This is a genomic window from Proteiniphilum propionicum (assembly GCF_022267555.1).
In the GTDB taxonomy this organism is placed as follows: domain Bacteria; phylum Bacteroidota; class Bacteroidia; order Bacteroidales; family Dysgonomonadaceae; genus Proteiniphilum; species Proteiniphilum propionicum.
The window spans coordinates 995,112-1,017,293 of record NZ_CP073586.1 but is presented as its reverse complement, the minus strand read 5'-3'; the positions used below and the strand labels follow the sequence as shown (position 1 = coordinate 1,017,293).

The 22,182-nt window shown below is 36.2% G+C and carries 28 protein-coding genes; 14 read left to right on the top strand and 14 right to left on the bottom strand.

Annotated elements, in window-relative coordinates:
• Window positions 1-223 precede the first annotated feature (223 nt).
• Window positions 224-412: a hypothetical protein gene (locus KDN43_RS03870; RefSeq protein ID WP_238868372.1), complete on the top strand. Its 189-nt coding sequence runs from the start codon at window positions 224-226 to the stop codon at window positions 410-412.
• Window positions 413-510: 98 nt separating this feature from the next.
• On the opposite strand, the gene tnpC is transcribed toward KDN43_RS03870, so the two are convergent.
• The 7 genes from tnpC to KDN43_RS03835 all read right to left on the bottom strand — a co-directional run bounded on the left by tnpC (window position 511) and on the right by KDN43_RS03835 (window position 6,034).
• On the bottom strand, window positions 511-2,109 hold the full coding sequence (tnpC, locus tag KDN43_RS03865; RefSeq protein ID WP_238868371.1) for an IS66 family transposase: 1,599 nt from the start codon (window positions 2,107-2,109) through the stop codon (window positions 511-513).
• 102 nt (window positions 2,110-2,211) lie between these two features.
• Window positions 2,212-3,162 (bottom strand): IS30 family transposase, encoded by a 951-nt coding sequence (locus KDN43_RS03860; RefSeq protein ID WP_238866016.1) that lies wholly within the window; start codon window positions 3,160-3,162, stop codon window positions 2,212-2,214.
• A gap of 233 nt (window positions 3,163-3,395) precedes the next feature.
• On the bottom strand, window positions 3,396-3,704 hold the full coding sequence (gene tnpB, locus KDN43_RS03855) for an IS66 family insertion sequence element accessory protein TnpB (protein WP_238868370.1): 309 nt from the start codon (window positions 3,702-3,704) through the stop codon (window positions 3,396-3,398).
• A 4-nt stretch (window positions 3,705-3,708) separates the two neighbouring features.
• On the bottom strand, window positions 3,709-4,083 hold the full coding sequence (gene tnpA, locus KDN43_RS03850; RefSeq protein ID WP_238865819.1) for an IS66 family insertion sequence element accessory protein TnpA: 375 nt from the start codon (window positions 4,081-4,083) through the stop codon (window positions 3,709-3,711).
• A 245-nt stretch (window positions 4,084-4,328) separates the two neighbouring features.
• Window positions 4,329-5,033 (bottom strand): IS3 family transposase, encoded by a 705-nt coding sequence (locus KDN43_RS03845; protein WP_238868369.1) that lies wholly within the window; start codon window positions 5,031-5,033, stop codon window positions 4,329-4,331.
• 133 nt (window positions 5,034-5,166) lie between these two features.
• Window positions 5,167-5,442 carry a transposase gene (locus KDN43_RS03840; protein ID WP_238866086.1) on the bottom strand — a complete coding sequence of 92 codons (276 nt, stop codon included), beginning with the start codon at window positions 5,440-5,442 and terminating at the stop codon, window positions 5,167-5,169.
• 265 nt (window positions 5,443-5,707) lie between these two features.
• Window positions 5,708-6,034 (bottom strand): restriction endonuclease subunit S, encoded by a 327-nt coding sequence (locus tag KDN43_RS03835; protein ID WP_256448728.1) that lies wholly within the window; start codon window positions 6,032-6,034, stop codon window positions 5,708-5,710.
• A 54-nt stretch (window positions 6,035-6,088) separates the two neighbouring features.
• On the opposite strand from KDN43_RS03835, the gene KDN43_RS03830 reads away from it, so the two are divergent.
• The 13 genes from KDN43_RS03830 (at window position 6,089) to KDN43_RS03770 (ending at window position 17,384) form a co-directional block, all read left to right on the top strand.
• The gene (locus tag KDN43_RS03830; RefSeq protein ID WP_238865972.1) at window positions 6,089-6,355 is read left to right on the top strand and encodes a transposase; all 267 of its coding nucleotides are present in this window, start codon (window positions 6,089-6,091) and stop codon (window positions 6,353-6,355) included.
• A 35-nt stretch (window positions 6,356-6,390) separates the two neighbouring features.
• Window positions 6,391-6,681, top strand: coding sequence for a hypothetical protein (locus KDN43_RS03825; protein ID WP_238868367.1), 291 nt, complete (start codon window positions 6,391-6,393; stop codon window positions 6,679-6,681).
• Window positions 6,674-7,180, top strand: a complete 507-nt coding sequence (locus tag KDN43_RS03820) for an integrase core domain-containing protein (protein ID WP_238868366.1) — start codon at window positions 6,674-6,676, stop codon at window positions 7,178-7,180. The genes KDN43_RS03825 and KDN43_RS03820 overlap by 8 nt, the downstream gene beginning before the upstream one ends.
• 672 nt (window positions 7,181-7,852) lie before the next feature.
• Complete coding sequence (locus tag KDN43_RS03815; RefSeq protein ID WP_238868365.1) at window positions 7,853-9,166, top strand: tyrosine-type recombinase/integrase; 1,314 nt, start codon at window positions 7,853-7,855, stop codon at window positions 9,164-9,166.
• 11 nt (window positions 9,167-9,177) lie between these two features.
• Window positions 9,178-10,131 carry a hypothetical protein gene (locus KDN43_RS03810; protein ID WP_238868364.1) on the top strand — a complete coding sequence of 318 codons (954 nt, stop codon included), beginning with the start codon at window positions 9,178-9,180 and terminating at the stop codon, window positions 10,129-10,131.
• Between the two features lie 147 nt (window positions 10,132-10,278).
• Window positions 10,279-10,626, top strand: coding sequence for a helix-turn-helix transcriptional regulator (locus KDN43_RS03805; RefSeq protein ID WP_238868363.1), 348 nt, complete (start codon window positions 10,279-10,281; stop codon window positions 10,624-10,626).
• A 4-nt stretch (window positions 10,627-10,630) separates the two neighbouring features.
• Entirely contained in the window at window positions 10,631-11,023 is a 393-nt protein-coding gene (locus tag KDN43_RS03800) for a hypothetical protein (protein ID WP_238868362.1), read from the top strand.
• Window positions 11,013-12,173 (top strand): AAA family ATPase, encoded by a 1,161-nt coding sequence (locus KDN43_RS03795; RefSeq protein WP_238868361.1) that lies wholly within the window; start codon window positions 11,013-11,015, stop codon window positions 12,171-12,173. The genes KDN43_RS03800 and KDN43_RS03795 overlap by 11 nt, the downstream gene beginning before the upstream one ends.
• 151 nt (window positions 12,174-12,324) lie before the next feature.
• Window positions 12,325-13,569, top strand: coding sequence for a DUF6965 family protein (locus KDN43_RS03790; protein ID WP_238868360.1), 1,245 nt, complete (start codon window positions 12,325-12,327; stop codon window positions 13,567-13,569).
• A 46-nt stretch (window positions 13,570-13,615) separates the two neighbouring features.
• On the top strand, window positions 13,616-13,930 hold the full coding sequence (locus KDN43_RS03785; RefSeq protein WP_238868359.1) for a hypothetical protein: 315 nt from the start codon (window positions 13,616-13,618) through the stop codon (window positions 13,928-13,930).
• Between the two features lie 540 nt (window positions 13,931-14,470).
• Window positions 14,471-14,884, top strand: a complete 414-nt coding sequence (locus tag KDN43_RS03780) for a hypothetical protein (RefSeq protein ID WP_238868358.1) — start codon at window positions 14,471-14,473, stop codon at window positions 14,882-14,884.
• Between the two features lie 163 nt (window positions 14,885-15,047).
• On the top strand, window positions 15,048-15,527 hold the full coding sequence (locus KDN43_RS03775) for a DUF4468 domain-containing protein (protein WP_238868357.1): 480 nt from the start codon (window positions 15,048-15,050) through the stop codon (window positions 15,525-15,527).
• Between the two features lie 429 nt (window positions 15,528-15,956).
• Window positions 15,957-17,384 (top strand): phage integrase SAM-like domain-containing protein, encoded by a 1,428-nt coding sequence (locus tag KDN43_RS03770; protein ID WP_238868356.1) that lies wholly within the window; start codon window positions 15,957-15,959, stop codon window positions 17,382-17,384.
• Between the two features lie 13 nt (window positions 17,385-17,397).
• Here KDN43_RS03770 and KDN43_RS03765 read toward each other — a convergent pair whose 3' ends face one another.
• The 7 genes from KDN43_RS03765 to KDN43_RS03735 all read right to left on the bottom strand — a co-directional run bounded on the left by KDN43_RS03765 (window position 17,398) and on the right by KDN43_RS03735 (window position 21,558).
• A complete protein-coding gene (locus tag KDN43_RS03765; RefSeq protein WP_238868355.1) occupies window positions 17,398-17,583 on the bottom strand; it encodes a hypothetical protein in 186 nt (61 codons plus the stop codon).
• A 4-nt stretch (window positions 17,584-17,587) separates the two neighbouring features.
• Window positions 17,588-18,064 (bottom strand): hypothetical protein, encoded by a 477-nt coding sequence (locus tag KDN43_RS03760; protein WP_238868354.1) that lies wholly within the window; start codon window positions 18,062-18,064, stop codon window positions 17,588-17,590.
• Between the two features lie 184 nt (window positions 18,065-18,248).
• The gene (locus KDN43_RS03755; RefSeq protein WP_238868353.1) at window positions 18,249-18,782 is read right to left on the bottom strand and encodes a hypothetical protein; all 534 of its coding nucleotides are present in this window, start codon (window positions 18,780-18,782) and stop codon (window positions 18,249-18,251) included.
• Between the two features lie 3 nt (window positions 18,783-18,785).
• Entirely contained in the window at window positions 18,786-19,376 is a 591-nt protein-coding gene (locus tag KDN43_RS03750; RefSeq protein ID WP_238868352.1) for a lysozyme family protein, read from the bottom strand.
• A 5-nt stretch (window positions 19,377-19,381) separates the two neighbouring features.
• The gene (locus KDN43_RS03745) at window positions 19,382-19,873 is read right to left on the bottom strand and encodes a hypothetical protein (protein ID WP_238868351.1); all 492 of its coding nucleotides are present in this window, start codon (window positions 19,871-19,873) and stop codon (window positions 19,382-19,384) included.
• Between the two features lie 85 nt (window positions 19,874-19,958).
• Window positions 19,959-20,600: a DUF6266 family protein gene (locus KDN43_RS03740; RefSeq protein ID WP_238868350.1), complete on the bottom strand. Its 642-nt coding sequence runs from the start codon at window positions 20,598-20,600 to the stop codon at window positions 19,959-19,961.
• A gap of 430 nt (window positions 20,601-21,030) precedes the next feature.
• Window positions 21,031-21,558, bottom strand: coding sequence for a hypothetical protein (locus KDN43_RS03735; RefSeq protein ID WP_238868349.1), 528 nt, complete (start codon window positions 21,556-21,558; stop codon window positions 21,031-21,033).
• Window positions 21,559-22,182: the final 624 nt, after the last annotated feature.

Here is a 22,182-nt window from a genome sequence, read left to right as displayed (position 1 = left end):
ATTGAAGTTTAATTACTTTAGGTATAATCGCAAATATACTATATTTTGTTGATTTTTATATACTTTAGCATATTTTTTATATAAGGAGGAAGTTTATGACAGTAATAATAAGATTTAATTGAGACAAACTTTTTCCTATTTTTACTTTATGTCTTAGCAAAGTTAATAACTACAGTTTCTACAAATTAAAACAAAGTAATAAAAGAACAGAAATTAAATATATATGGATGAATTAATTGATATAACAATATATTTAGGCAGTGAAGAGAACCCAATAATTGCAAAAATTGGGATAACTAAGGAGGCTGAAAGCTATGCATTAGAAATGATGAAGAAAGAACAAAAACCTATCTCTACAGGTCGTTGGAGTGAACTAATTCTTGAGGCTTCAAACAAGTTTCCTGTTAAATAAGTTCTATTAAAAACACTGTAAGCACCCTAGCAACTACCCCTTGATTTTCTCCTAATTGCTTTTGGCAATTAGGCCCTCAGATAATTATTAGAGTTTCTTTAGACTATTATTAGAGTTTTATTAGACTCCTGTTGTTTCCAATTGTTTGGCAAGAGTGCTCTTAGGTTATCTTCATTTCCCGGATTCTGGTAGTATGGCATTTTAGCTATTACATCATTTAGCCATTCTCTTGGATTTATACCGGACTCTTTGCACGAGGCAAGCAATGAGCAGATTACTGCTGTATTTTGAGCTGCTTCGTGGTTACCACAGAACATTAAGTTTTTTCTTGACAAAGCAATCGGTCTGAGGGCATTTTCTGCCAGATTATTATCTATTTTTAATCTGCCGTCTTTTAAATAATTCTTCATTCGTGGCCATAAAGAGTAGGAGTAACTTATAGCCTCGCCCATGCGGTTTTTGGGTAGTACTGTAGGATATGTTTCCTCCATCCACTTTTCAAAAGATAACATTATGGGACGTGCAAGCTCATTCCTTTTTTTGTAGCGTTGCTCATACGACAGATTCTGTTCATCTGCCATTCTTTCTATTTGGTAAAGATGCTGTATCTGCTTTAATGCATACTCTGCAAGGGATTTGTTCTCGTCCAAAGCTATTTCATAGCGACGTCGTATATGGGCCATGCAGGCAACAAGACAAATCTGGTCGTTTTCTTTAAAAACATTGTATGCTCCATAACCATCACTCTGAAGGTAACCATCAAATGATTTTAATAAAGAGTAGGCTGTATCTCCCGATCTTGAACCATCATCATAATGGAAAAAGACCAGTTTCTTCATGACAGATCTTATCATCCACAGATATTCTTTCTTTGCATAGTGGCTCTCTTTGTTTATAACAGGTAAGGTGGTTTCATCAACCTGTATGTAGTCCGTGTTTAAAACCTCCTCCTTCAGGATCTTGTATAATGGAGTTAGCAGCTCACATGTGGGTTTAAACCATCCACTCAAGGTATTTGATGGTATCTTTACTCCCAAGTGATGAAACTGTTTTACCTGACGGTAAAAAGGCAGGTGATATTCATACTTTCCAAGCATAATTTCCGAAAGGAGGCTGGCTCCGGGAAGTCCTTTGTAGATGGGCAACAAAGGAAGCGGTGCTATAAGCACTGCAGGTGCTTCTTTGGTTGCAGGTGTGAGATTGTCTTTTAATCCGTATTTAGGACGTACGATCTCTTTTACATATAATTTACCCGGTTCAAACTCAAGTGTACGGGTACGTTCTTCTCCTATGCGCTTGTATTTATCTTTATCAACATCTTCCGGCTCAATAATTACTTCTATAACGGGAAGTCCTTCAAGCAGCTTTCTGTTGGAACGAGTCTTCTTTCTGGAGGATATATTTTCTTCAATCTGCTTTTCTGCTTCGATGCGCTCTGCCTCTATTTCCTCAAGATGTTTCTTTTCATCTTCTAATGTTTCAAATAAGTTGAGCTGATTGGGGTCAAGCCTGGATAGCTTCTCACTTTTACGTCCATAAAACTGACGGGTAAACCAGGCTATTTGTGATAGGAGCTTATCAATCTTTTGCTGCAGACCGGTCATCTGCTCTGCCTGTTTAGCATTAGCCTCAGTAAGTAGACGGATTTGTTCCGCTTGCGATTTTATTAAGAGTTCTAATGCTTGCGACTGGTCCATTGTATGGGTTTGTATTTAGCTATAAAAATACTAAAAAACCGTGAGCCAGACAAGCTTTCAGAGCAATATTTTACACTCCTAGAGTCAACCAGCAAGTGCAATTTAGTAATAATTTTTGTAAAACTCTATTTTAGGATTGCTAAAGTCTAATTTTTCTCTTGGTCTTCTGTTTAGTTTATGCTGTATTTCTTTTACTTTCTCATCAGAATAATCTTTAAATGTTGCTCCTTTTGGGATGTATTGCCGGATTAATTTATTGGCATTTTCAACAGCTCCTTTTTGCCACGATGAATAAGGATCAGTGAAATATACCGGTACTTTCAACTTTTTTGTTATCAGTTCGTGTGCTGCAAACTCGGATCCGTTATCTGTTGTAATGGTTTTCAGTTTGTCCTTATAAGGCAGCAACATAGCAATGACTTCCTTGCAAACCTGCTTAGAGTCTTTGCCCATAGGCAGTTTTCTCATCATTATAAAGTTTGTATTTCTTTCTGTCATTGTCAGTATTATTTCCTTTTGTCCGTTTCCTATTATGGTGTCCATTTCAAAATCTCCAAACCGGCTTCCGTCGGCCTCTTTTGGCCTTTGGCGAATACTTTTTCTGTTGGGTATGTTAGTGGCAGAACCTACGGGTCTTTTTCTGTATTTGAGCTTGTGGCGGCAGTGCTTGTAAAGGTTTCCTCCCGATTTCTTATCTTGCCTGATCCATTGATAAATAGTCTCGTGAGAGATAGATATTTGATCATATTTTGCGAGATATCCGCTGATTTGTTTGGGCGACCAATCTTTGCGAATGAGACGGATTATTTTCTGTTTAATCCACTCCGATGTCGATCTATTGCCCGGTAAACGTTCTTTGCGCTCTTGGGCCATCTCTTGTGCCAAACGCCATGAGTAGCCTCCAGTTTTGTTTTTGTTACGGCTTAATTCCCTATAAACCGTAGAAATATTTACCTTTATCTGCTTGGCTATTTCAGACTTGCTTGTTCCGTTTTGTAAGCCTAAATAAATAGCATATCTTTGTTCTGAAGTTAACTGTTTGTATTTTTTCATAAGCAACATAATAGTTAATTTTAGGGAGACTTCGGTCTCCTTTTTTATTTTTTTATGTTGCTGATTGACTAATTGTTTTTTTCAAAACCCCTTAAGCACTTTTGAAAGGGGATTTTGGAAAAAAACAATTAAGATAAGAAGTGTAATGTAATCAAATCTTTTGCACTTCTATCTTGAACTTAGTACTTTTATTTGAGTTTTTTATTGGTGGTTTCTAAACGCTTTTAGTCGCTTCAACCTAGTGTTTGGGTCATCTGTATACCTTCAACCATCATTACTAAACTGGACCAGTTCATAGGGTATGACCGGCTGTCTTTATCATAAGCAGGCAAACGAAAGGTACCCTCTTCGAGCCTTTTCATATACAAAACTAAACCTCCGTCTTCTGCATGAAGTATTTTCATTGTGGTACGAGTTCTGTTTATGAAAATGAAACAATCACCCATTCTAACATCATATCCCATATGGTTCTGCACAACTCCACAGAGTGAGTTCATCCCTTTACGCATATCTGTCTTTCCCGGACAGAGAAAATAGCGCATTGTATCATTTAGGCAAAACATGTGCAGAACATATTTGAGCAAGTAATTTAATAGCAGCCTCAGTTTGAGTGCTGCCTATAAAACTTACCTGGATACCACCGGGCAACTTTATTTTTATTTCTCCTTTAATATTAACTGATGGAACAGTTTTAAGTGCAGGCTTATTTTCAGATAGATTAAAACTGATGGGAGCCAGTTTATCCACTGCAGTTTCATGTGCATGATTGTTATATGGACGAGTCAGCCCAAACTTACTTTTCCAGTAATAAAAACTGGAAGCCGTGTAAGATTGATTTTCACAAAAATCTTTGACACTTAAACCGCTTTCTTGCTGGCGTTTTAATATAACCATAAATTCTTCTTTGCTTATTGGCGTCATATTTAATTATGTTTGCCGGCAAAGATCAAAACTTAAAATGTAAACTAAAACGGGGACTTTATCGGGTGCTTACGCTACACAAACATGATATTAAATATTAATAAAAAATTAGGGTGTCTAGAATGTATTTGATTGACTGTTCTGAAATTATGGCAGTAATTATAAACTTCTCCCCTTCCTTAGACAGTTTCTATTCACAGATAAGTTAGTTTCCTGGGATCGCCCTGCAGGGCGATCCCAGGAAACTAAGCGGCCTCCCGGTACACATCCATCGGCCTTTTATATTCCAATCCCTGATGGGGCCTTTCCTGGTTATAATACTTCATATAATCCTTTATTTTGTGATATAACTCCAAACCATTGTCTGATGGTTCGAGATAAAGCTTCTCGTATTTGATGTTCCGCCAAAATCTTTCAATGAAGATATTGTCAATAGCCCGTCCCTTCCCGTCCATGCTGAACTTTAAACCCTCGTATGAAGAAAAATAAGCTGAAAACTCCGGGCTGGAGAACTGACTCCCCTGATCCGTATTGATTATCTCCGGAGCACCATGGTGCTTTATAGCCTCTTCAAGGCACTCGCGGCACCAATGGGCGGTCATCGTGTTGGACAGTGACCAGCCAACGATATAGCGGCTGTAAACGTCAATGATGCCAACCAGGTACAGATGGCTGCCAGCTAACGGGATATAGGTGATATCCATCGCCCAGACCTGATTGGGGCGCGTTACCTTTAACCCACGCAGCAGGTAGGGATAAATCACATGGCTTGCTCCCTTATGGGGCTTGCTCGTGTTCGGACGGGGGCCGGTCGCATATAAATCCATTTTCCGATATAAACGGCGCACACGCTTGGGATTGACCTCGTAGCCAATGCCACGAAGGTGATGTGTCATCCGGGGTACACCGTAGAACGGGGTAATCATGTACTGTTTGTCTATCTGCTTCATCAGTTCCTCATTATAGAACCATCTTCACGGGGCGAATAGTAGAAGCTGCTACGGGGCACATCCAACAAATCACACTGGCGTGAAACGCTTAAAGAGTGGGTCTTGTCGATTTTGCTCATCCGTTCATTTTTGGCTATTTCCCCAATACTTTTTTTAAGAAATCAACCTCCAGCTGAAGCTGTCCGACCTTCTTGAACAGGGCGTCTTTCTCCTTGTCATCCTCTGTTTTAGAGCCGCCTCTCTCGAACACCTGGTCCGCCTGAGATAAAAATTGAGTCTTCCACGTCGAGATCTGACCCGGGTGAAGTTCATACTTCCTGGCGATCTCCTGGACTGTTTCTCTTTCTTGAAGTGCTTCTAAAACAATCTTTGTTTTAAAGCCGGCACTGTAAGTTTTCCTTTTCTTCATGACAACAAAATTAATATTATTTTTTAATGATTCTTGTTGTCTAAGATTCGGGGGTAATTATATTAACGATGAATTCTGAGGCATTCCATTTCATCGTTTTTTTGTGTCAATATTATTTTCTCCAATACCTGATGTTACTGAATTACAGGAGTAAAGATAGTGAATTTGGGTTAAAAATAAAACAACTTTACACAAGGATTGATTGCGTAAAGTTGTTTTAGCAATAGAGAATCGGCTATGTTATAAGTAAATTATTTAAATATAATTAAAGATTTCCTCTTATAACTTCATTTATTTTTAATTCAGTCTTTAAAAGCTCCTCTTTAAGTTTTTTTATTTCATTATTTATATTAACTACATATTTGTCAAAATCGACCCGAGTAGCTTCATTTGGAATTTCAATTCTTAACTGTTTAATTCTTCCTGTTGATGCTCTGAATGTTCTAGAAAATTTATTTCTTTTACCAATCTCATTTAATTCCATAGCTAAATAATATAAACTGATTGAAGTGTTTTTCAATCTAATCACTCCACAATGGTCAGTTGGATAAAATGTGTAACCTTCCCTATTTGTGTAACCTTCCCTTTTTATAGGACAGTTCCAAGTTAGACAAAAATATTAACTTTGTTAGGCATAGGAACAACAATGAAAAAGACAGTACACAGCGAGTCAGAGAAGGTAAAGGCAGTCCATCAGCTTGAAAGTGGAGTGGATGCCTCAGTTGTAGCGCGTGACTACAACATATCCAGGGCGACCCTTTATAATTGGAAGTCCAAGTACAGTGGGATGGAGGTGAGTCAGGTCAAACGCCTCAAAGAGCTTGAAGATGAGAACCGCAAGTTGAAGCAGATGTATGCTGACCTTGCTCTTGACAACAAGATACTGAAGGAGGTTATCGAAAAAAAACTCTAGAGCCCGAGGTAAAGAAAGAACTGGCAGGAGAGATAGTGGAAGAATATGGTATAAGCATCTCTCGGGCGTGCAAGCTGATGGAGATCCATCGCTCCTACTTCTACTATACAGAGAAGAAAGATGATACCGAAGTAGAAGAAGCAATCCGTGCTGCCGCCGAGTTCGGTGATGGCTTCTGGAAGATTTATTCAAGACTGAGACGTGAGGGTAAGGGATGGGACCACAAGAAGGTTTACAGGGTGTACAAGGCAATGCACTATGAGAAACGAAGCCGATTGAAGAAACGTCTGCCTGCAAGGGTTAAAAAACCCTCTGGTTATGCCTGAAGAGCCCAATATTACCTGGTCTATTGATTTTATCAGTGACAGGATTGAGTGCGGAAGACAGTTCCGTGTTCTTAACATCATAGATGATGCCTGCAAGATTGCCGTGGCGCAGGAGATATCGATGTCCATGCCGGCAAAACGGGTCATTAAAGTTCTGGAAAAGGTCATATGGCTGAATGGCAAACCAAAGAACATACGCTGCGACAATGGCCCTGAGTTTATCGCTCAGGTGTTCAAAGATTGGTGCAAAGGCAATGAGATTAACATCATTTATATTCAGCCTGGCAAACCCACTCAGAACGGTTACATTGAACGCTTCAACGGAAGCTACAGAAGAGCTGTTCTTGATAGATATATTTTCCGCAACATATCTGAAGTCAGGGAACTGACCGAAGCCTGGCGGAAAGACTACAACGAAGAACGGCCCCATGAGTCGTTGGACAACATGACGCCCTTTGAATATAGGGAAGAACTGATAAAAAGAAAGGAAGCAGTATGACAGATGTTTTGACAAGCAAAGGTAACACGAGCCGCTACAGCGGTCAAGGCCAAGACGAGTGCCCTTACGGGCAGTCTTGCCCGCTGTATCGCCTCGTATTGGGAGTGGCTTATCAAAAATCTGTCCGACATCATAACATTGTATACATAAACAACTAATTTAGCAGTCTAATCAAAGACTGTCCTAAAAAGGGGTAGCTTACATTGTTTTGAACTTGAAACCTTTATAAAAGTACAAATTAGAATTGATGTATTTGATAGCCCTTAAAGACCCCAATATATGAAATTGGAAGATTTTTCAGAAGAGCTAAATTTAAGAAATGAAGGTTTTGATTGCATGTAAAAAAGATAACATACATCATGTTTACAAATTTAATGTCATAAACATGTCATAACAAAAAAGAAAGCAGCTACATTTTTACTTGTAACTGCCTTATTTTTAGAGTGATCCGGGCGGGATTCGAACCCACGACCCACAGCTTAGAAGGCGTATTTATTTACATTTCTTATGTTTTCCTGATTTTTCTGATACTAATACAACAGCCTTATTTACAATACATTTATAAATATATTTCTTTCATTATATTTCTTTATTTCACAATTATTTATTATATTTGTGTGTGCAAAACGTGTGCATTAACATTAACAGCCCACAGGCAAAAATCATGTTGCTATGAAGTATTATTATTCGAACGGTGAAGGTTTAAATGTAAGGTTATTTAGAGATATTAGACGAAGGGATAAGTCAGGCGATTGCCCATTGAGATGGTGCATAACATTTAACAGAAAAAGAATTTACTACTCAACTGGCAAATCATTGAATGCAGATGACTGGGAATTGTTCGAGAAATCAGAACCGAAGGAGTTTAACAAAAAAAATGCAAACCATCTGAAACCATTGTTTGAAGATCTATCTAATTATTTTAATAAAATTCTGGAGCCAAAAGTAAAAAGTCTTTCCGATAACTTTTCATTTGATGCACTTAATATTGAGTTGGGGAAGTCTGATATTAAAACTGTCAATGATGCTTTTAACTCAAAGATTGATGCACTTATTAAGAGTAACAGGATTGGAAACAGCACAATTTATAAAACTGTCAGGAACTCACTTGAAAATTACAAGGGAAAGAATATTTCTTTCAATTCAATCACAGTATCATTTTTAAATAATTATGAAGCACACCTGACAGCTGAAGGAGTTAAGACTGCAACAATAAGTCTATACATACGCACGCTTAGGGCTATTATAAACAACGATGGCAAGCCTTATTTGAAAGATGATGCCTACCCCTTTGGGCGTGGGAAGTACCTTATAAAGACCTCAAAAGGGGGTGAAAAGATTGCTTTAACCTTAAGACAGATACATGCGATTGAGAGTTTAGATTGTGGGGATCAACTAACAGAGTTTTGCCGTGATTTATGGCTATTCAGTTTTTATGGTTCAGGGATAAACTTCACTGATATATTCCGTTTGAAATACACTGATATTGTACTGGGCGAACTTAATTTTGTCAGGTATAAAACACGTAATACCCGTAATGATGAAACCTATCTAAACGTCCCGATACTGGAACCAATGAAAAAGATAATCAAAAAGCACGGTAACACTTCGAAGGGCGGTTATATTTTTCCATTATTGAATGATTGTACTAATGAGCAGGATAGGAGAAAGAAGATTTTCAACATCACACACGAAAGCAATAAGCGTATTAAAGCTATTTGCAGGGAATTGAAGCATGATGACGGAACTCTTATGATACCCGACTATGATTCAGTAAACAACTACACGGCCCGCCATTCTTACGCAACGATATTAAATAAACTTCGTGTTCCTGAAAGCTTTATATCGCAACAACTGGGACACAGCACGCAGACAGTTACGCAGGGTTATTTTGGTGCATACGACAGGGACGCACGATTTGAATATAACTCTTTGTTGCTGAAGCTTGACGGTGATTCAAAAGTAAAATATATGAACGTGATTTAATACATACAGCTATGAAATATATTACTGATCTTTTAAATGAAGTGAATTCAATTAATGTAATATCTGAAAATTATTATTTTGTCGGACTGGTGACAATTTCAGAAACTGATCGTATTGATCAGGGAATTGATAAAGAGTCGTTAAAAGAATTCAAATCTAAAATGTTTCTCACTATAAACAAAACAAATGAAGCTGATTTAAAAAGGCTTTATAATAGTGCAAAAACTGAACTGATTTCGTTATCAAAGGATCAACTAATTAACGCACGTAAAATCTTACTTTCATACAATTATAAGTACATATTTAAAAAGATAGGCGAATTCTTTGTAAAAGTGTATGAAGGCAAACAGCACCCCACAGATGAATTAGAATTCAGGCTATTTTTAAACAGCAATTTTATTTGCAATATACCCGAAAATGGGGATTTTTCAAGTTATTTTCTCACAAACTTAATTGATGAGTATTCTAACAAAAGGGGATTTATTGATCTATTGATTGATGATATTAACAATCTTTTAAATGATGCGGAACCCGCCCCGAAGTCAGTTGATATACGGCGAAAGTATAAAGTTGATTATTCACTTTTTAAATTGATATACAATTATTGTCAGGGCAAAAAGCCCGTGTTCAATATTGACGAAATTGATTTCTTTGATAGGGTTGCAAGAGCTGATTTTTCAGGGAATATAACAACAAAAAGCAATAAGGGTAAAATCAGAACGCTGATACATAGTTTAGTTATTAACGGTATTATGAATGAAGATTGGTATTCTGATTCAGTTGATAGCATAAATATTGTAAAAGGCGATTGTTCAGGATATAACCACAATATCTATTTTTTAGGTGATTTAAACGAAGTAATTAAAGCGTATAAAAATATAAAGATGGATTTCGAAAAAATCGATTTGTCTCTGAAAAATGATATAGAAAAGAAACTAAAACAATTTAACCCAAACTTAAACTAATTTACAAAATACAGAAAACACTTAAAAGGTTGTTACTTAACGTGATAACCTTTTTTCTTTTTGTGGAAATAACCTATAAAAAGCGGAAATTTTAGGGCTTGACTGGGGGTAACTTTACATAAATTAATAACTAAAACTATTTTAATTATGCAAAGTTTAATTTTAGTCAATAAGAACGATTTAAGGGAATTACTCAAAGAGATGATCCCGGTAACAAATGTAGCTGATCCAATTGATGAGCAAAAAGATTATTTCTCTTTAGATGAGGGTTTATCTTATATCAATGAAAGGGGTTTAACTATTTCGAAAAGCACTCTTTATAAGAAGACAGCTGACAGAGAGATTCCATTCCAAAGATGGGGCGGTAAAAAGATTGTGTTTTTACGTGATGAACTGGATCAATGGATAAGCAAACAGTTATCAGGAAAAGAGGACAAAGTAAGCGAGATCACTAAAAGCGTGGCTGATTCGGCACGCAGAAAGGAAAGGGGGTAATTATATGGCTATAATAAGAAAACGCCCCGATCAGAGCGAACCGATACAGGGCGTAAATTTGAACGCTGGAATGCAGAACAAAGATACTCAAAATCTTTACAATAAAAGGCATAAGAGGCAAAAACTCGCAGTCAAAGCAAGCGATCATCTGGATAAGCTGGTTTACGATGTATTCCTAAAAGAAAGCTCAACTACAAACATGGTAGTGGATAAACTAAATAACAGGTACACTTATAATGAGGTAAGAAGCTCAATATTAAGACTGGTTGAAAGACGCTTTATTGGCTACTGGGGTACTAACTATTGCGAGGTAACAGGGCATAAAGCATGGTATCTGTACGTACGAGACAGTGAGCTGAAATATACACCCCTTAAATCAAATAGCCATGCAAGATAATAACAACTTTGTAGAGCTTTTGGGGGCTGATATTGCTAAGAATGAACAGCTACTCAAAGAACAGCCAATAATGCCACCACAGCCGTATAATGGGGCTGATTTTGGATACAATAAGGGGCTATCTGATGAGCAGATACAGGAAATTGCAAAAGCCTCAAAGCTGGATTTAAAAACTGATGCGGAAAAACCACCTCACTGTTTATGGATTGATGAACAGCCAGTTTTTGGATTAGGAGACTCTTCCACCACAATAGGTAAAGCAAAGAGCCGTAAAACCTTTGCGACAGGTTTACTTGTAGCCTCACTTGTAGGTAATACGGACATACAGGGCAGAATAAGAGGAGGATTGCCAGAGGATAAACGAACGGTTATCCTATTTGATACTGAACAAAGCAGTTACTATGCTCAAAGGAGTGCAAGGCGTATTTATGGACTACTGGATAAAAATTATTATCATGACACATTACCAAACTTTCATGTTTACTCACTAAGACCATTTACACCACAAGAAAGACTTCAGATAATTGAATATCTGATTTACAATACCCCAAATTTGGGATTTGTGGTTATTGATGGGATTCGCGACTTAATAACCTCAATAAATGATGAGGAGCAAGCCACCATGATAACCAGTAAGCTACTTAAATGGAGCACTGAAAGAATGATACATATTAATTGCATCCTTCACATGAACAAGGGTGACAATAATGCACGTGGACACGTAGGCACTGAATTAATGAATAAGAGTTTGACGGTTTTAGGGGTGAATAAATTAGAAAAGAATGAGGATTATTCAACAATTGAGCCAATAGCTACCAGAGACAGGGAGTTTAAACCTATTGTTTTTGGCATTGATGAGGAGGGATTGCCTTACATTTTATCTGATAATGATGCTGATGCACTTAAAACAGAGACAGGCAGGGAAAAAGCTAAACAGCCGACCGATTGGGATAACGAACAGCACGCAGGCATACTTGAACGGATGTTCACAAAGGAGCCTCAAATGAAATACGGTGATTTTGTTCTGGCGGTTGAAAATGCTTATGATATTGTAGAGAAGAGAGCAAAAAATTTTGTTGCACACTTTAAAAGCGAGGGTTTAGTCAAATGGAAAAAAAAGGGAAATGCTACAATATACTCAATGGTTTAATCAATGGGGCAACAGTATGGTTCAGTGCACCCCTTTATATAGGGGGGTGCCCTAACCTGCACCATACCTTTGGGTTAGGTTCTTTTCTATGGGGCGCACCAACCTGCACCAAACGCAAACCCTTTGCAGGAGCCATGTTTAACTTTTGATAATGAATAAAAAGATGATGAAAATGTACAAACAGCCATATTTGAGACCCTACACAGGGAAAGAGAGCAGAACTGTTTGCCCTCAATGTAAAAAAAGTAATTCATTTACTTTGTATTTAGATGGAAACACTGGGCAACCGATAAGCCCCATAGTTGGAATTTGTAACCATGCTAATAGTTGCGGCTATCACTACCCACCAAAACAATATTTTATTGATAATCCACAAAGAGGAGGTTTTGAACCAAGACCAACAAGAGTAATACAGCGACCACAGCCACCACAGCCACCAAAACCGATGGGATTAATTCCGGTTGAGTACCTGGATAGAACACAAAGCACTGATAGTAATTTTGTGTATTTCCTCACTGGATTATTTAAGAGCCTCGACAATAGTATTTCCATTGAGGAACTTTGCAGAACCTACAAACTGGGAGCGACTAAAGATAAGAGAGTGATATTCTGGCAAATTGATATTAACGGCAATGTAAGAACTGGCAAGATAATGCAATACAACCCCACCACAGGCAAGAGAGTGCACAATGCGAGCGGTGCCATTGATTGGATACATAACACGCTTAAAAGAGCTGATAAACTGCCAGATGATTATAATTTAAAGCAGTGTTATTTTGGTGAACACCTACTCAATGAACAGCCCGATAAAATTGTAGCAATTACAGAGGCAGAAAAAACGGCAGTTATAGGAAGTGTTCTATATCCCCAACTAATTTGGTTAGGGGCTGGAGGTGTTGCCGGCTTGACGGTTGAAAAATCAAAAGTATTAAAAGATCGTTCTGTTATATTATACCCTGATTTAAGTAAATCTGAACTACCAAAGGAGGAACAAGCCTTTGAGATCTGGACAAAAAGAGCAAATGAAATAAGGCAGAGATACGGTTGTAAGATCGTTGTTTCTGATATTCTGGAAAAGAACGCAACTGATGAGGAGAAGAGAAACGGTTTAGATATTGCAGACTATCTTATAAAACAGATGAAGCAGGTACCCGACCAAGTGAAAGTATTTCAACAGCCACCACAGCAAGACATTAATAATACAGCAGATGAGCTTGAACGATTTTTTGCAAGTATAAAGCTACCTGATGAACCGATAGACATTACACCCTCCTACACCATTTGCGAGCCTGACAGGTACGTAAAGGGTGCAATACGAGCGATTCGAAGCGGAAAATATAATACAGGGGCATTCCTTGAGCGATTGCAACAGCTAAGGGAAACGATGTTAAACTAACAGTAAATAACATATAAGATTATTAACAATATAAATATTATTTATTATGGGATTTAGAAACAGAGAATTAGCCTCAATGGCTGGCAGGATTAGCACCAGAGAGGGCGTGCCAAACAAGAGTACTAATGAAGTAAGGAGAGCGTTCCAACTATTAGTTGAGAACAACTTACCAAAGATGCAGAAAGATTTAGATTCATTGGAGCCAAAAGACAGGATTAAATTCATGCTTGATATGGCTAAGTTTATTTTGCCTCAACTTCAATCAATTAGTATTGACGATTTGAGAGAGCAGGAGGCACAGGGATTTAATGTATTGACTATTAATTTAAAAAATGGAAGTAATGACAGCAACAGTATTTAATTTCATTCAGACAGCCATTTGCTGGGCTTTTGGGCTCATATTTATTTGTAGAGTAGTCTCACTAATAAAAAAAGAGATAAGGGTTCACAGGGCACGAAAAGCGTATAAAAGCATGATTAATGAATTTAACGAGACAATTAGAAAAGATTTAGAGAAAATTAAACTTGCTAATCGAAATACATAAAAGAAAAGTAATGCTACTTTTTTAATGATTACAGCAAGAGTAAAAAAATGGCAACTTTCGGCAACTTTTGGCAAACATTCTGAACTACTCAAATGGGAAAAATGGGAGTATCTAAATTTAATCGTTTTTCAATCTACTAAGAGAATTATTTAATCGTCATTTTCAGAGCGACAGGGAGATTTTTTTAATCTACAAAACAACCAACAAAAGGGTAAGTTTAGGGTAAGTTTAGGGTAATGGTTGGGCGAGATTAGGGCGAGTAAAAACGGCGAGTTTACGGGGAGGTGAATGGCGTAAATGGCACTAAAATAATTTACAAACAGGATAAATAAATATAACAATAATATAATAAAAATATGAAGCAAATTGAGATTAAAACACCGATGGAGTTATTCACTTTTGTAGATGAATACTTTGAGAGCATGACAGAAGAGGACAAATCAAAGTTATTACGTGAAGTTTTGGGGAGTAGCTGGCTGGTTGTATTTTGTCACATGGGCGTTCGTAAAACCAACATAGCAGATTTAAAGCTGGAGTTTGGAGCAATCTTATATGATGACTTTAATAAAAATGATTGTCAACTGTTAACCCCTTTGTCTGATTCCTTTGATAGGAAGTTTATTGAGCCACTAAGCAGACCTACAACACCCGAACAGCTGGAGTATATCAAATGGCTAAGGGAGTGCAGAAATGACCTATCTTTTGCCAAGAGGAATTATGAAGCAGAAGATTACCCCGACCATGTTAAAAAATATTTGGGTATTAAATAGAAAAGTTTTTTATTTCATTGAAGCCACTTCATTTATTGAGGTGGTTTTTTTGTGTTTTTTACATACTGATGATCTGATGCAGTAATATTTGTTTTTAGTATTAATTATTTATACATATATTTGTATTAATAAATAAATTAATCTAATTATAAAACACTTCAATATGAAAAAAAATGTATATCTAATTTCAATTTTGTTTGTATTTAATGCTTGTGGAACTCTAAATATGGTTCAAATTGAAGAGCCAGTAATCAAGGTTTATACAGATTTGACAGATAGTAAAGATGAATTATTTGTTAAAGCGAATGATTGGATGATTGGTATGTTTGTTGATGCAAGTAGTGTAATTCAGTTTAGCGACAAAGAAGAGGGTATATTAATTGGGAAATATCTAATGAATGGAGAAACAAGAACTATCTCATCGTTTTATGGTTCCTCAATTGACTCAAGAGTTTATGCTAAAATTGATATACGTGTAAGAGATGATAGAGCAAGAATAAGCATAGAACCACTTAGTCCATGGAGATATGATGAAAGCGGTTTAACCATTTTTGATTACAGCAAAGAGAAGTTTTATGAAGATATGGATAGAATAATGTTGAGTTTCTACAATGCTATTAAAGCAGATAAAATTCAATTCTAAAACAATGCATGTGAAAATAGTTTTAATGTAGATCATCTTTAAGATGATGATATTTGCCTAAATTTTTTGTAGGAGTATTTTAATTAAGCCACTTCAATTTATTGAGGTGGTTTTTTTGTTTAAGTAGGTAGTTTTTTTGTTGTTTGTGTGTGAAAAACGTGTGCAATAAAAAAAAGCACCTACAAATATTTGTTGTAAGTGCCTTATTTTCAATGTGATCCGAGCGGGATTCGAACCCACGACCCACAGCTTAGAAGGCTAAACCTAATATTTTTCGATATTTATTGTTGTATTTTATATGTCTGATTATTTGCATATTACAAAATACTCATAAAACATAACGCTTGATATATTTGGTTATTTATCGTTGTATAGGTACATTTGTTTTCCCATTGTTTTCCCATACTTACTAAATAATGAATTACGACTATGGCAAATCTAAACAAAGTACCTAAAAAAACAAGTGCTTTAAAGTACAAGAACAGAAATATATCGGTGTGTTTAACGAGAAAATACAGAAATAAAGATGACGTTGAAGCACCAATTTTTTGGCGAGTAACATACGAAAGAAGACATAAATACTATTATTCAGGTTTTGAATTTGAGATAAAAGAATGGGATGAATTCATTAATAGAGACTTGAAAAAACATAAACTTACAAAACAAACTCTAAGCAATTATTTAGCTCTATCATTAAAACCCGCAATTAACGCATTAGCTGAAATAAATGAGTTTTCATTTGAGGCATTAGATAATATCTTAAAAAAGCCTTTATCAGAAACAGTAAATGAAGCTTTTCAAAACAAGATAACAGCGTTAGAAAACGAATATAAAGTTGGAAATGCATCTATATATAGAACAACCTTAAAAGCTTTGATGAGATTCAAGCACTATTCTCTAAAAAAGAAAAAGGCTGATAAAATACAATTCATTAAAACCTGTATTGAACAAAAGCATATAACTATCGGAAGTAATGTACTAACTGTTGAAGAAGAAATATCCTTTGATGAGATAACACCTAAATTTTTAAATGAATGCGAGAAATTCTGGGAGAAAACAGAAGTTTCTTATGCAACCATGGGAATATATATGAGAACGTTAAGGGCAATAATCAACAATAAAGATGGGGATAAACCATATATTGAGGGTAGCAAATATCCATTTGGAGTAAATAACGGGAAGTACGAAATACCAGCAGGAGGCAGAAAAGAGATTGCAATGCCAATAGAAGATATATGGAAAATTGAGAATTTTGAGACAGATAATGCAGCCCTGGCAACAGCACGTGATATATTTGTATTTATGTTTTACTGCAATGGTCTTAATTTTGGAGACCTTTGCCGACTAACTTATAAGAATATTGATGCACCAAGAAATGAGATAATTTTTGAACGAAAAAAGACATTAAGAAAAGGAGAGGAACCAACTTATATTTATGTTCCTATTTTACCTCCAATGATTGAGATCATAAATAGACAAGGCAATGATTCACAAGAGGGATATATTTTCCCATTTTTAAATGGTATTGAGCCTACAGAAAATAATGAAAATTTAATAAAAAGAGAGACCAGACTGAAACTGGAACCAATAAACTCTTCACTTAAATATATAGCAAATGAACTTGATCTGGATCCAAGTTTATCGACATCGTATACAAGAAATAGCTATATAACACACCTTACAAGTGAGTTATTTATAAATCCAATTGTTGTTAGAAAGATGGTTGGTCATAGCACCAAGAAAGATGTTACTGCAGGTTACGTGAAATTGACTCCAAAGAAGAGGAGGGAGATAAATATGAAATTGGTGAATCCAAAAAGGACATACAATACAGTTGATGCTGCAGATGTAGGGTGAAAAAGCACCCTATTTAATCGTCTTTACCTGGTCTTGTATCTATTGGCCGGCCTTTTTTAACACTTTCATCAATCCTCCTTTGACGCTCTTCGTTATCTTGAATTCTTCTTAGCTCCTCCTCACGAATTCGTCTAGCTTGTTCCTCTCTTTGCCTCTGCTGTTCTTCTAGCTTTTTAAAATAATCTTTATCGTTGCTCATAATTTTAAATTTGAATATTTATTGATAAGAAAATGATCAATAGTATTAGTCCTATAACAAATGAAGTAACACTAAACCAATTTAAAATTAATGTTCCGGAGTTCCATCTATCACACTTCTTCTGTTGCTTCTCTTGTATCTCGTACAGCTCTTTACCTTTTTCATTTTTTATTATTGTCTTGGTTGTTTCAATATCCCATTTATGCGCATTGTATGCTGTCAATTGGGAAAATAAATTAAAAATGATAGTTGATCCAAATAAACACCAAGAAATAATTAAAAGACATAAGCACTGCAATTCTTCATTAATAACAACACTATCAAGAAAATTAATTGATAATATTATTGAACTGGAAGACAATGTAATTATTAGTATATCAAAACGGTCAGTTGAGTATTTTGAAGAGAGTTTAGCCTCTGATATATGTTTTTCAAGTTTCTCTATATATCGGTTTTTATTATCATCAATATTAGTGTTCATCGTAATCTCAATAAGTAGTTGAAAAATATATCATCCTCAGAAACGAGAAATAAATAATATATCCGTTATTTAACAAGCAAACATACTAATTTTTATGTAAATATCTTTAAATAATTGTGGATATTTATCGATTGATACTTGTCTTAACACATAATGTTACTTATTAAACATCAGATAAACAATACTACTTACGTATTAACGAAATGATAAAGATTAATAAAATAAATATAATAAGAATTTTCAAATAGTTTTTATCACTAGTTTCATTTTTTAAATTGATGTTTTCTTTATTTAAAAAATCATTAGTTAGTTTCAATTTCATTAGTTCATTAGTGTGTTTTTCATTTTCAATAGATGCTTTCTGAAAGAGGATCTCATATTGATTTAGGTTTTTTTCATGCTGGGTGTTACTGTTGGTAATTATTTCTGATGACATAGGAGGTTTTTGGGTTTGTGGATTGATTGGCAGGGTCGTGTCGTAATTAATTTCATGTGTTGAAACTTCATTCCTAAGGATGAAGTTTTCTTCTTTAAACCGTTTTAATTCGCTTTGTAAAGAAGCTATTTGAGTTTCTTTTTTTGAGATTTCATCCTCCAATAGAACGACAGCAGAACTGTCAGACTTGGTAGAGATCTTCTCTGTTATAACCTGTTTTGGTTTACAGGAAATTAATAGAAGAGAAGCAATAAACAGTATTTTATATTTTAGTGGTATCATACCCTATTTTTTTGAAATTCTTATTGCATTTAAAAACAATCTGTAATATTTTGCGATGAGGCTTGCCCGGTCCAATCCGTTAACAATTCTCCTGGCATTAATAGGATCCTCCTTATGATTATTGAAATAGTTTTCAAGAGAAACACCGGTGAAGTCGCCACGATTAGAAATACCGCGAGTCATACCTTCAATCATAATTCTCGCAGAAATTTCAGGTTCCAGTGCTAATTCAGGATATTTCAATAATGGGTAATTCAAAAGTTTACCCATCAACTCGTAGTTCTCGTACCATGTGAGTTGTACATCACCACGACCATAATAAAGCCTATCCGGGAAAGTGTATACCGTGCGATCATGTTTAATTTTTTTTCCATAAGGTCTGCCGGCACCTTTTCCGACTTCCTCAACCGGCTGCATTTCACCTCCTGTTTCGTGTAATACAGTGGCAAGCATATAAGCTCTCCATCGATCATCAACAATATCATAAATATCAAAAGCTGTTAGTTTAGTTTCTACACCTCTTTTTTGATGAGGCGTAAGCCTGCCAAAAAAGAGAGTTTTTGAGATTACCTTAAAAAACAAACCTTTATCCATAAAGATTATTTTTTCACATCACGTTTAAAAGTTCCAAATGGAGGTTTCCTGACCTCGCAATCAATTACAGAGCAATAATGATAATCGCTGTCTTTACGCCATTCCAGCTCTCTCTTAACAACCTTTTCAAGACCTGTAATCCGTCTGTGATCCTCAGTTCTCTGAAGCTGCAAGAGCTCCATATCTTTCTTCATGCGATCGTTGATGCTATCCTTTTCTCTAACCATCTTGAGCAAGCTTTCGGAATTAGTCTCGTTATAAGAATTCATCCTCTCCATGTGAGCAACGGTTCGATCAAGCAGATTCATCATCTCGGTTGCAGCCGAAGCATCTTCTCTTTTGGCAGTTGCTTCAGATTGTATGGCCTCGCTTTTCTTTATTCGCCTTATCTCTTTCCTGTTGATCATAGTAGAGATAAATCCACCCAACGCTCCGCCACCGGCAATAGTGCTTAATGTTCCAAGCAGCTCGTAATTAATTTTAAGCAAGTCAATCATCGCATTTAAGTTTAAAACGAACCGCCCCCCGGATTTAAAAGGGAGCGGTTCTGAGCATTAAAAAATGGAATTAATGTTTGTCAGATCATATCACAGGAATTTCATGCTGTCCCAGATACATACTGTCAGAAACAAGTTTCCCGTCTGCAGAAGTAAATGCCAGGAACACTTCCACCTGATCGCCTTTCCAGTGATCAAGATATGGCACTGCAGCAAATCCTTCGGCTCTGTCACTTGCTTCAGCAGAAATAGCAGCCTCATCTTTTGTGCTGTTGTAAACCAGTACATTAGACATGTCGTCCATCGCCCCGTTACCGGCAATATCCACGTTCCATGCTGCAGTTACATCACCGTCAGAAACCATCACATCAGCTGTGGATGGATTGTAAAGCGTACCTCTTGAAACCATCACCTTCGGAAAATCCAACTGATAAACACCGGCATCACCTGTTACAGCGTTCAGCATGTTGTAAGACATTGCAGCATTGGTAGCCGTTTGTTTTGCGGTATAATCCTTAAACCCAACCTTTATCACAGGATTGATTTTTGATAAGAATTTAATAACTGTTGCAAACTTGTTCCGTTGATTCACCTGACCCGGTGTTCTTGGATTTCTTACACTTGCAGGAAGACTTCTGATATAGTCAATTCCTTTCCAACTTGCACCAACTACGGTGCCCACTTTTCCGGAGAACCCTCCGAGAATACCTTTTTTAATAGTACCCATAATTAAACTTTTAAAATGTTAAACTAATTGGACTTGGTACGAACATGGTACGGCCATGGTACGGACTTATATGGATAAGTACCAACTCCTTCAAGCAATTAAAATGATTAAATATGAGAGCTAAAAATATCGGTTAATTTTGCTTTGATTTGTTCAATTTTACTTCGATTTGCGTCAATTTGCCTTAACAGGTGTAAGGTCAATGAAAGGGAAAGGATAAATTGCAATCATAGCGTATAGCATTATGGCGTCGTTATATTAGGCAAGGTTTTTCAGGAAAATACTATTTATGCGCCAGCATAATTGGAGATTTTCTTGAAAACACGAAGTGCCTGACCTTGACGTAATATAAAAGACAACCTACCTTTGCTATGATTTCATTTATCCGGAAGGTAGTAACTTGAATGTATTTTTTAAAACATATACAGGACTAGCAATTGTTAATTCTTTCTTCTGAAAAAGAACCATTTACAACGTTATAATAAGTGATGTCTGAATCTGTAAGAATAGTGAACATTTCATCATATAGATCCGGGCTGGGGTTTTCCTTAATATATTTATCATACCTCTCTTTAACATCATACGTAATCTGGTAAGTTAAATACAGATCCTCTTCATTAAAATCAGGTTTTCGGTTCCAAAGATAACTATCAATACACTCAAAGAAGGATTCACTACAATCTGAATCCTCAATATTTATCACTCTATCCAATGGGAATTTGAAACCCGCTTCAAGTACCATATTCATTAAAGAATAAATAGGAACAGTCAAATCTGTAGTGCTGAGCAAATGTTTTAAATAATCACCTGCTTCAAAAGAAGTACCGATATGAATCCACAAAGGATTCTTTAGAGAGTAGAGATTAAAAGAAAACCTCAACAAACCTTTAGCAAATCGTTGAATCATTATATCACGTGATAAAGTGACTTTATTGAAATGGCATGATTTATTTAACATAATAGTTGTAATTACTTCCTCAAAGTTACAATTTCCTCAACAATAATAGAAGGAATAAGGGTATGTATACAGACTTAAATAAATCAAGCACCTGTTAAGGTGCATTAGATTTGCGAAGCAAAACTAATAATTGAGATAGACAAGTTAAATCAAAAGAAAAGAAAAAACAACAAAGAAATTTAAGAATACAAAGACACACATAAGCCTCGCAAGCGAAGCGCAGAGACGTAAAATACTGATACGGCCAAACGAACAAAACAGGTGCTGAATATTAAACAAAAAGGATTTAAAACTGCAATAAAAAAACTATAACTATCGGACACAAAAAATTTATTCCAAGAATGCTTAACTGCAATGGAAAAAAACAGGTTATCCGAACGAAGCGAAAGAATTTATTCTTTTGCGTAGTGAGAGGCGCGAGCCGACGCGAGTGGAGCGAGGGTGTGGGCAGGAAGAAGCGCGAGGATACGAGCGCGCCTGACTACTACTGTGATCAGCAGGCTTGGCGGACTTTTTGTTTAATCCTGCAGGGAGGAAAAGGACATTCAGAGAGAAAGGAGGAACGACTGACTCTCTGAATGAAACCTTTGACGTTAAATTACCAGGCTGTGACTATGAAATGAA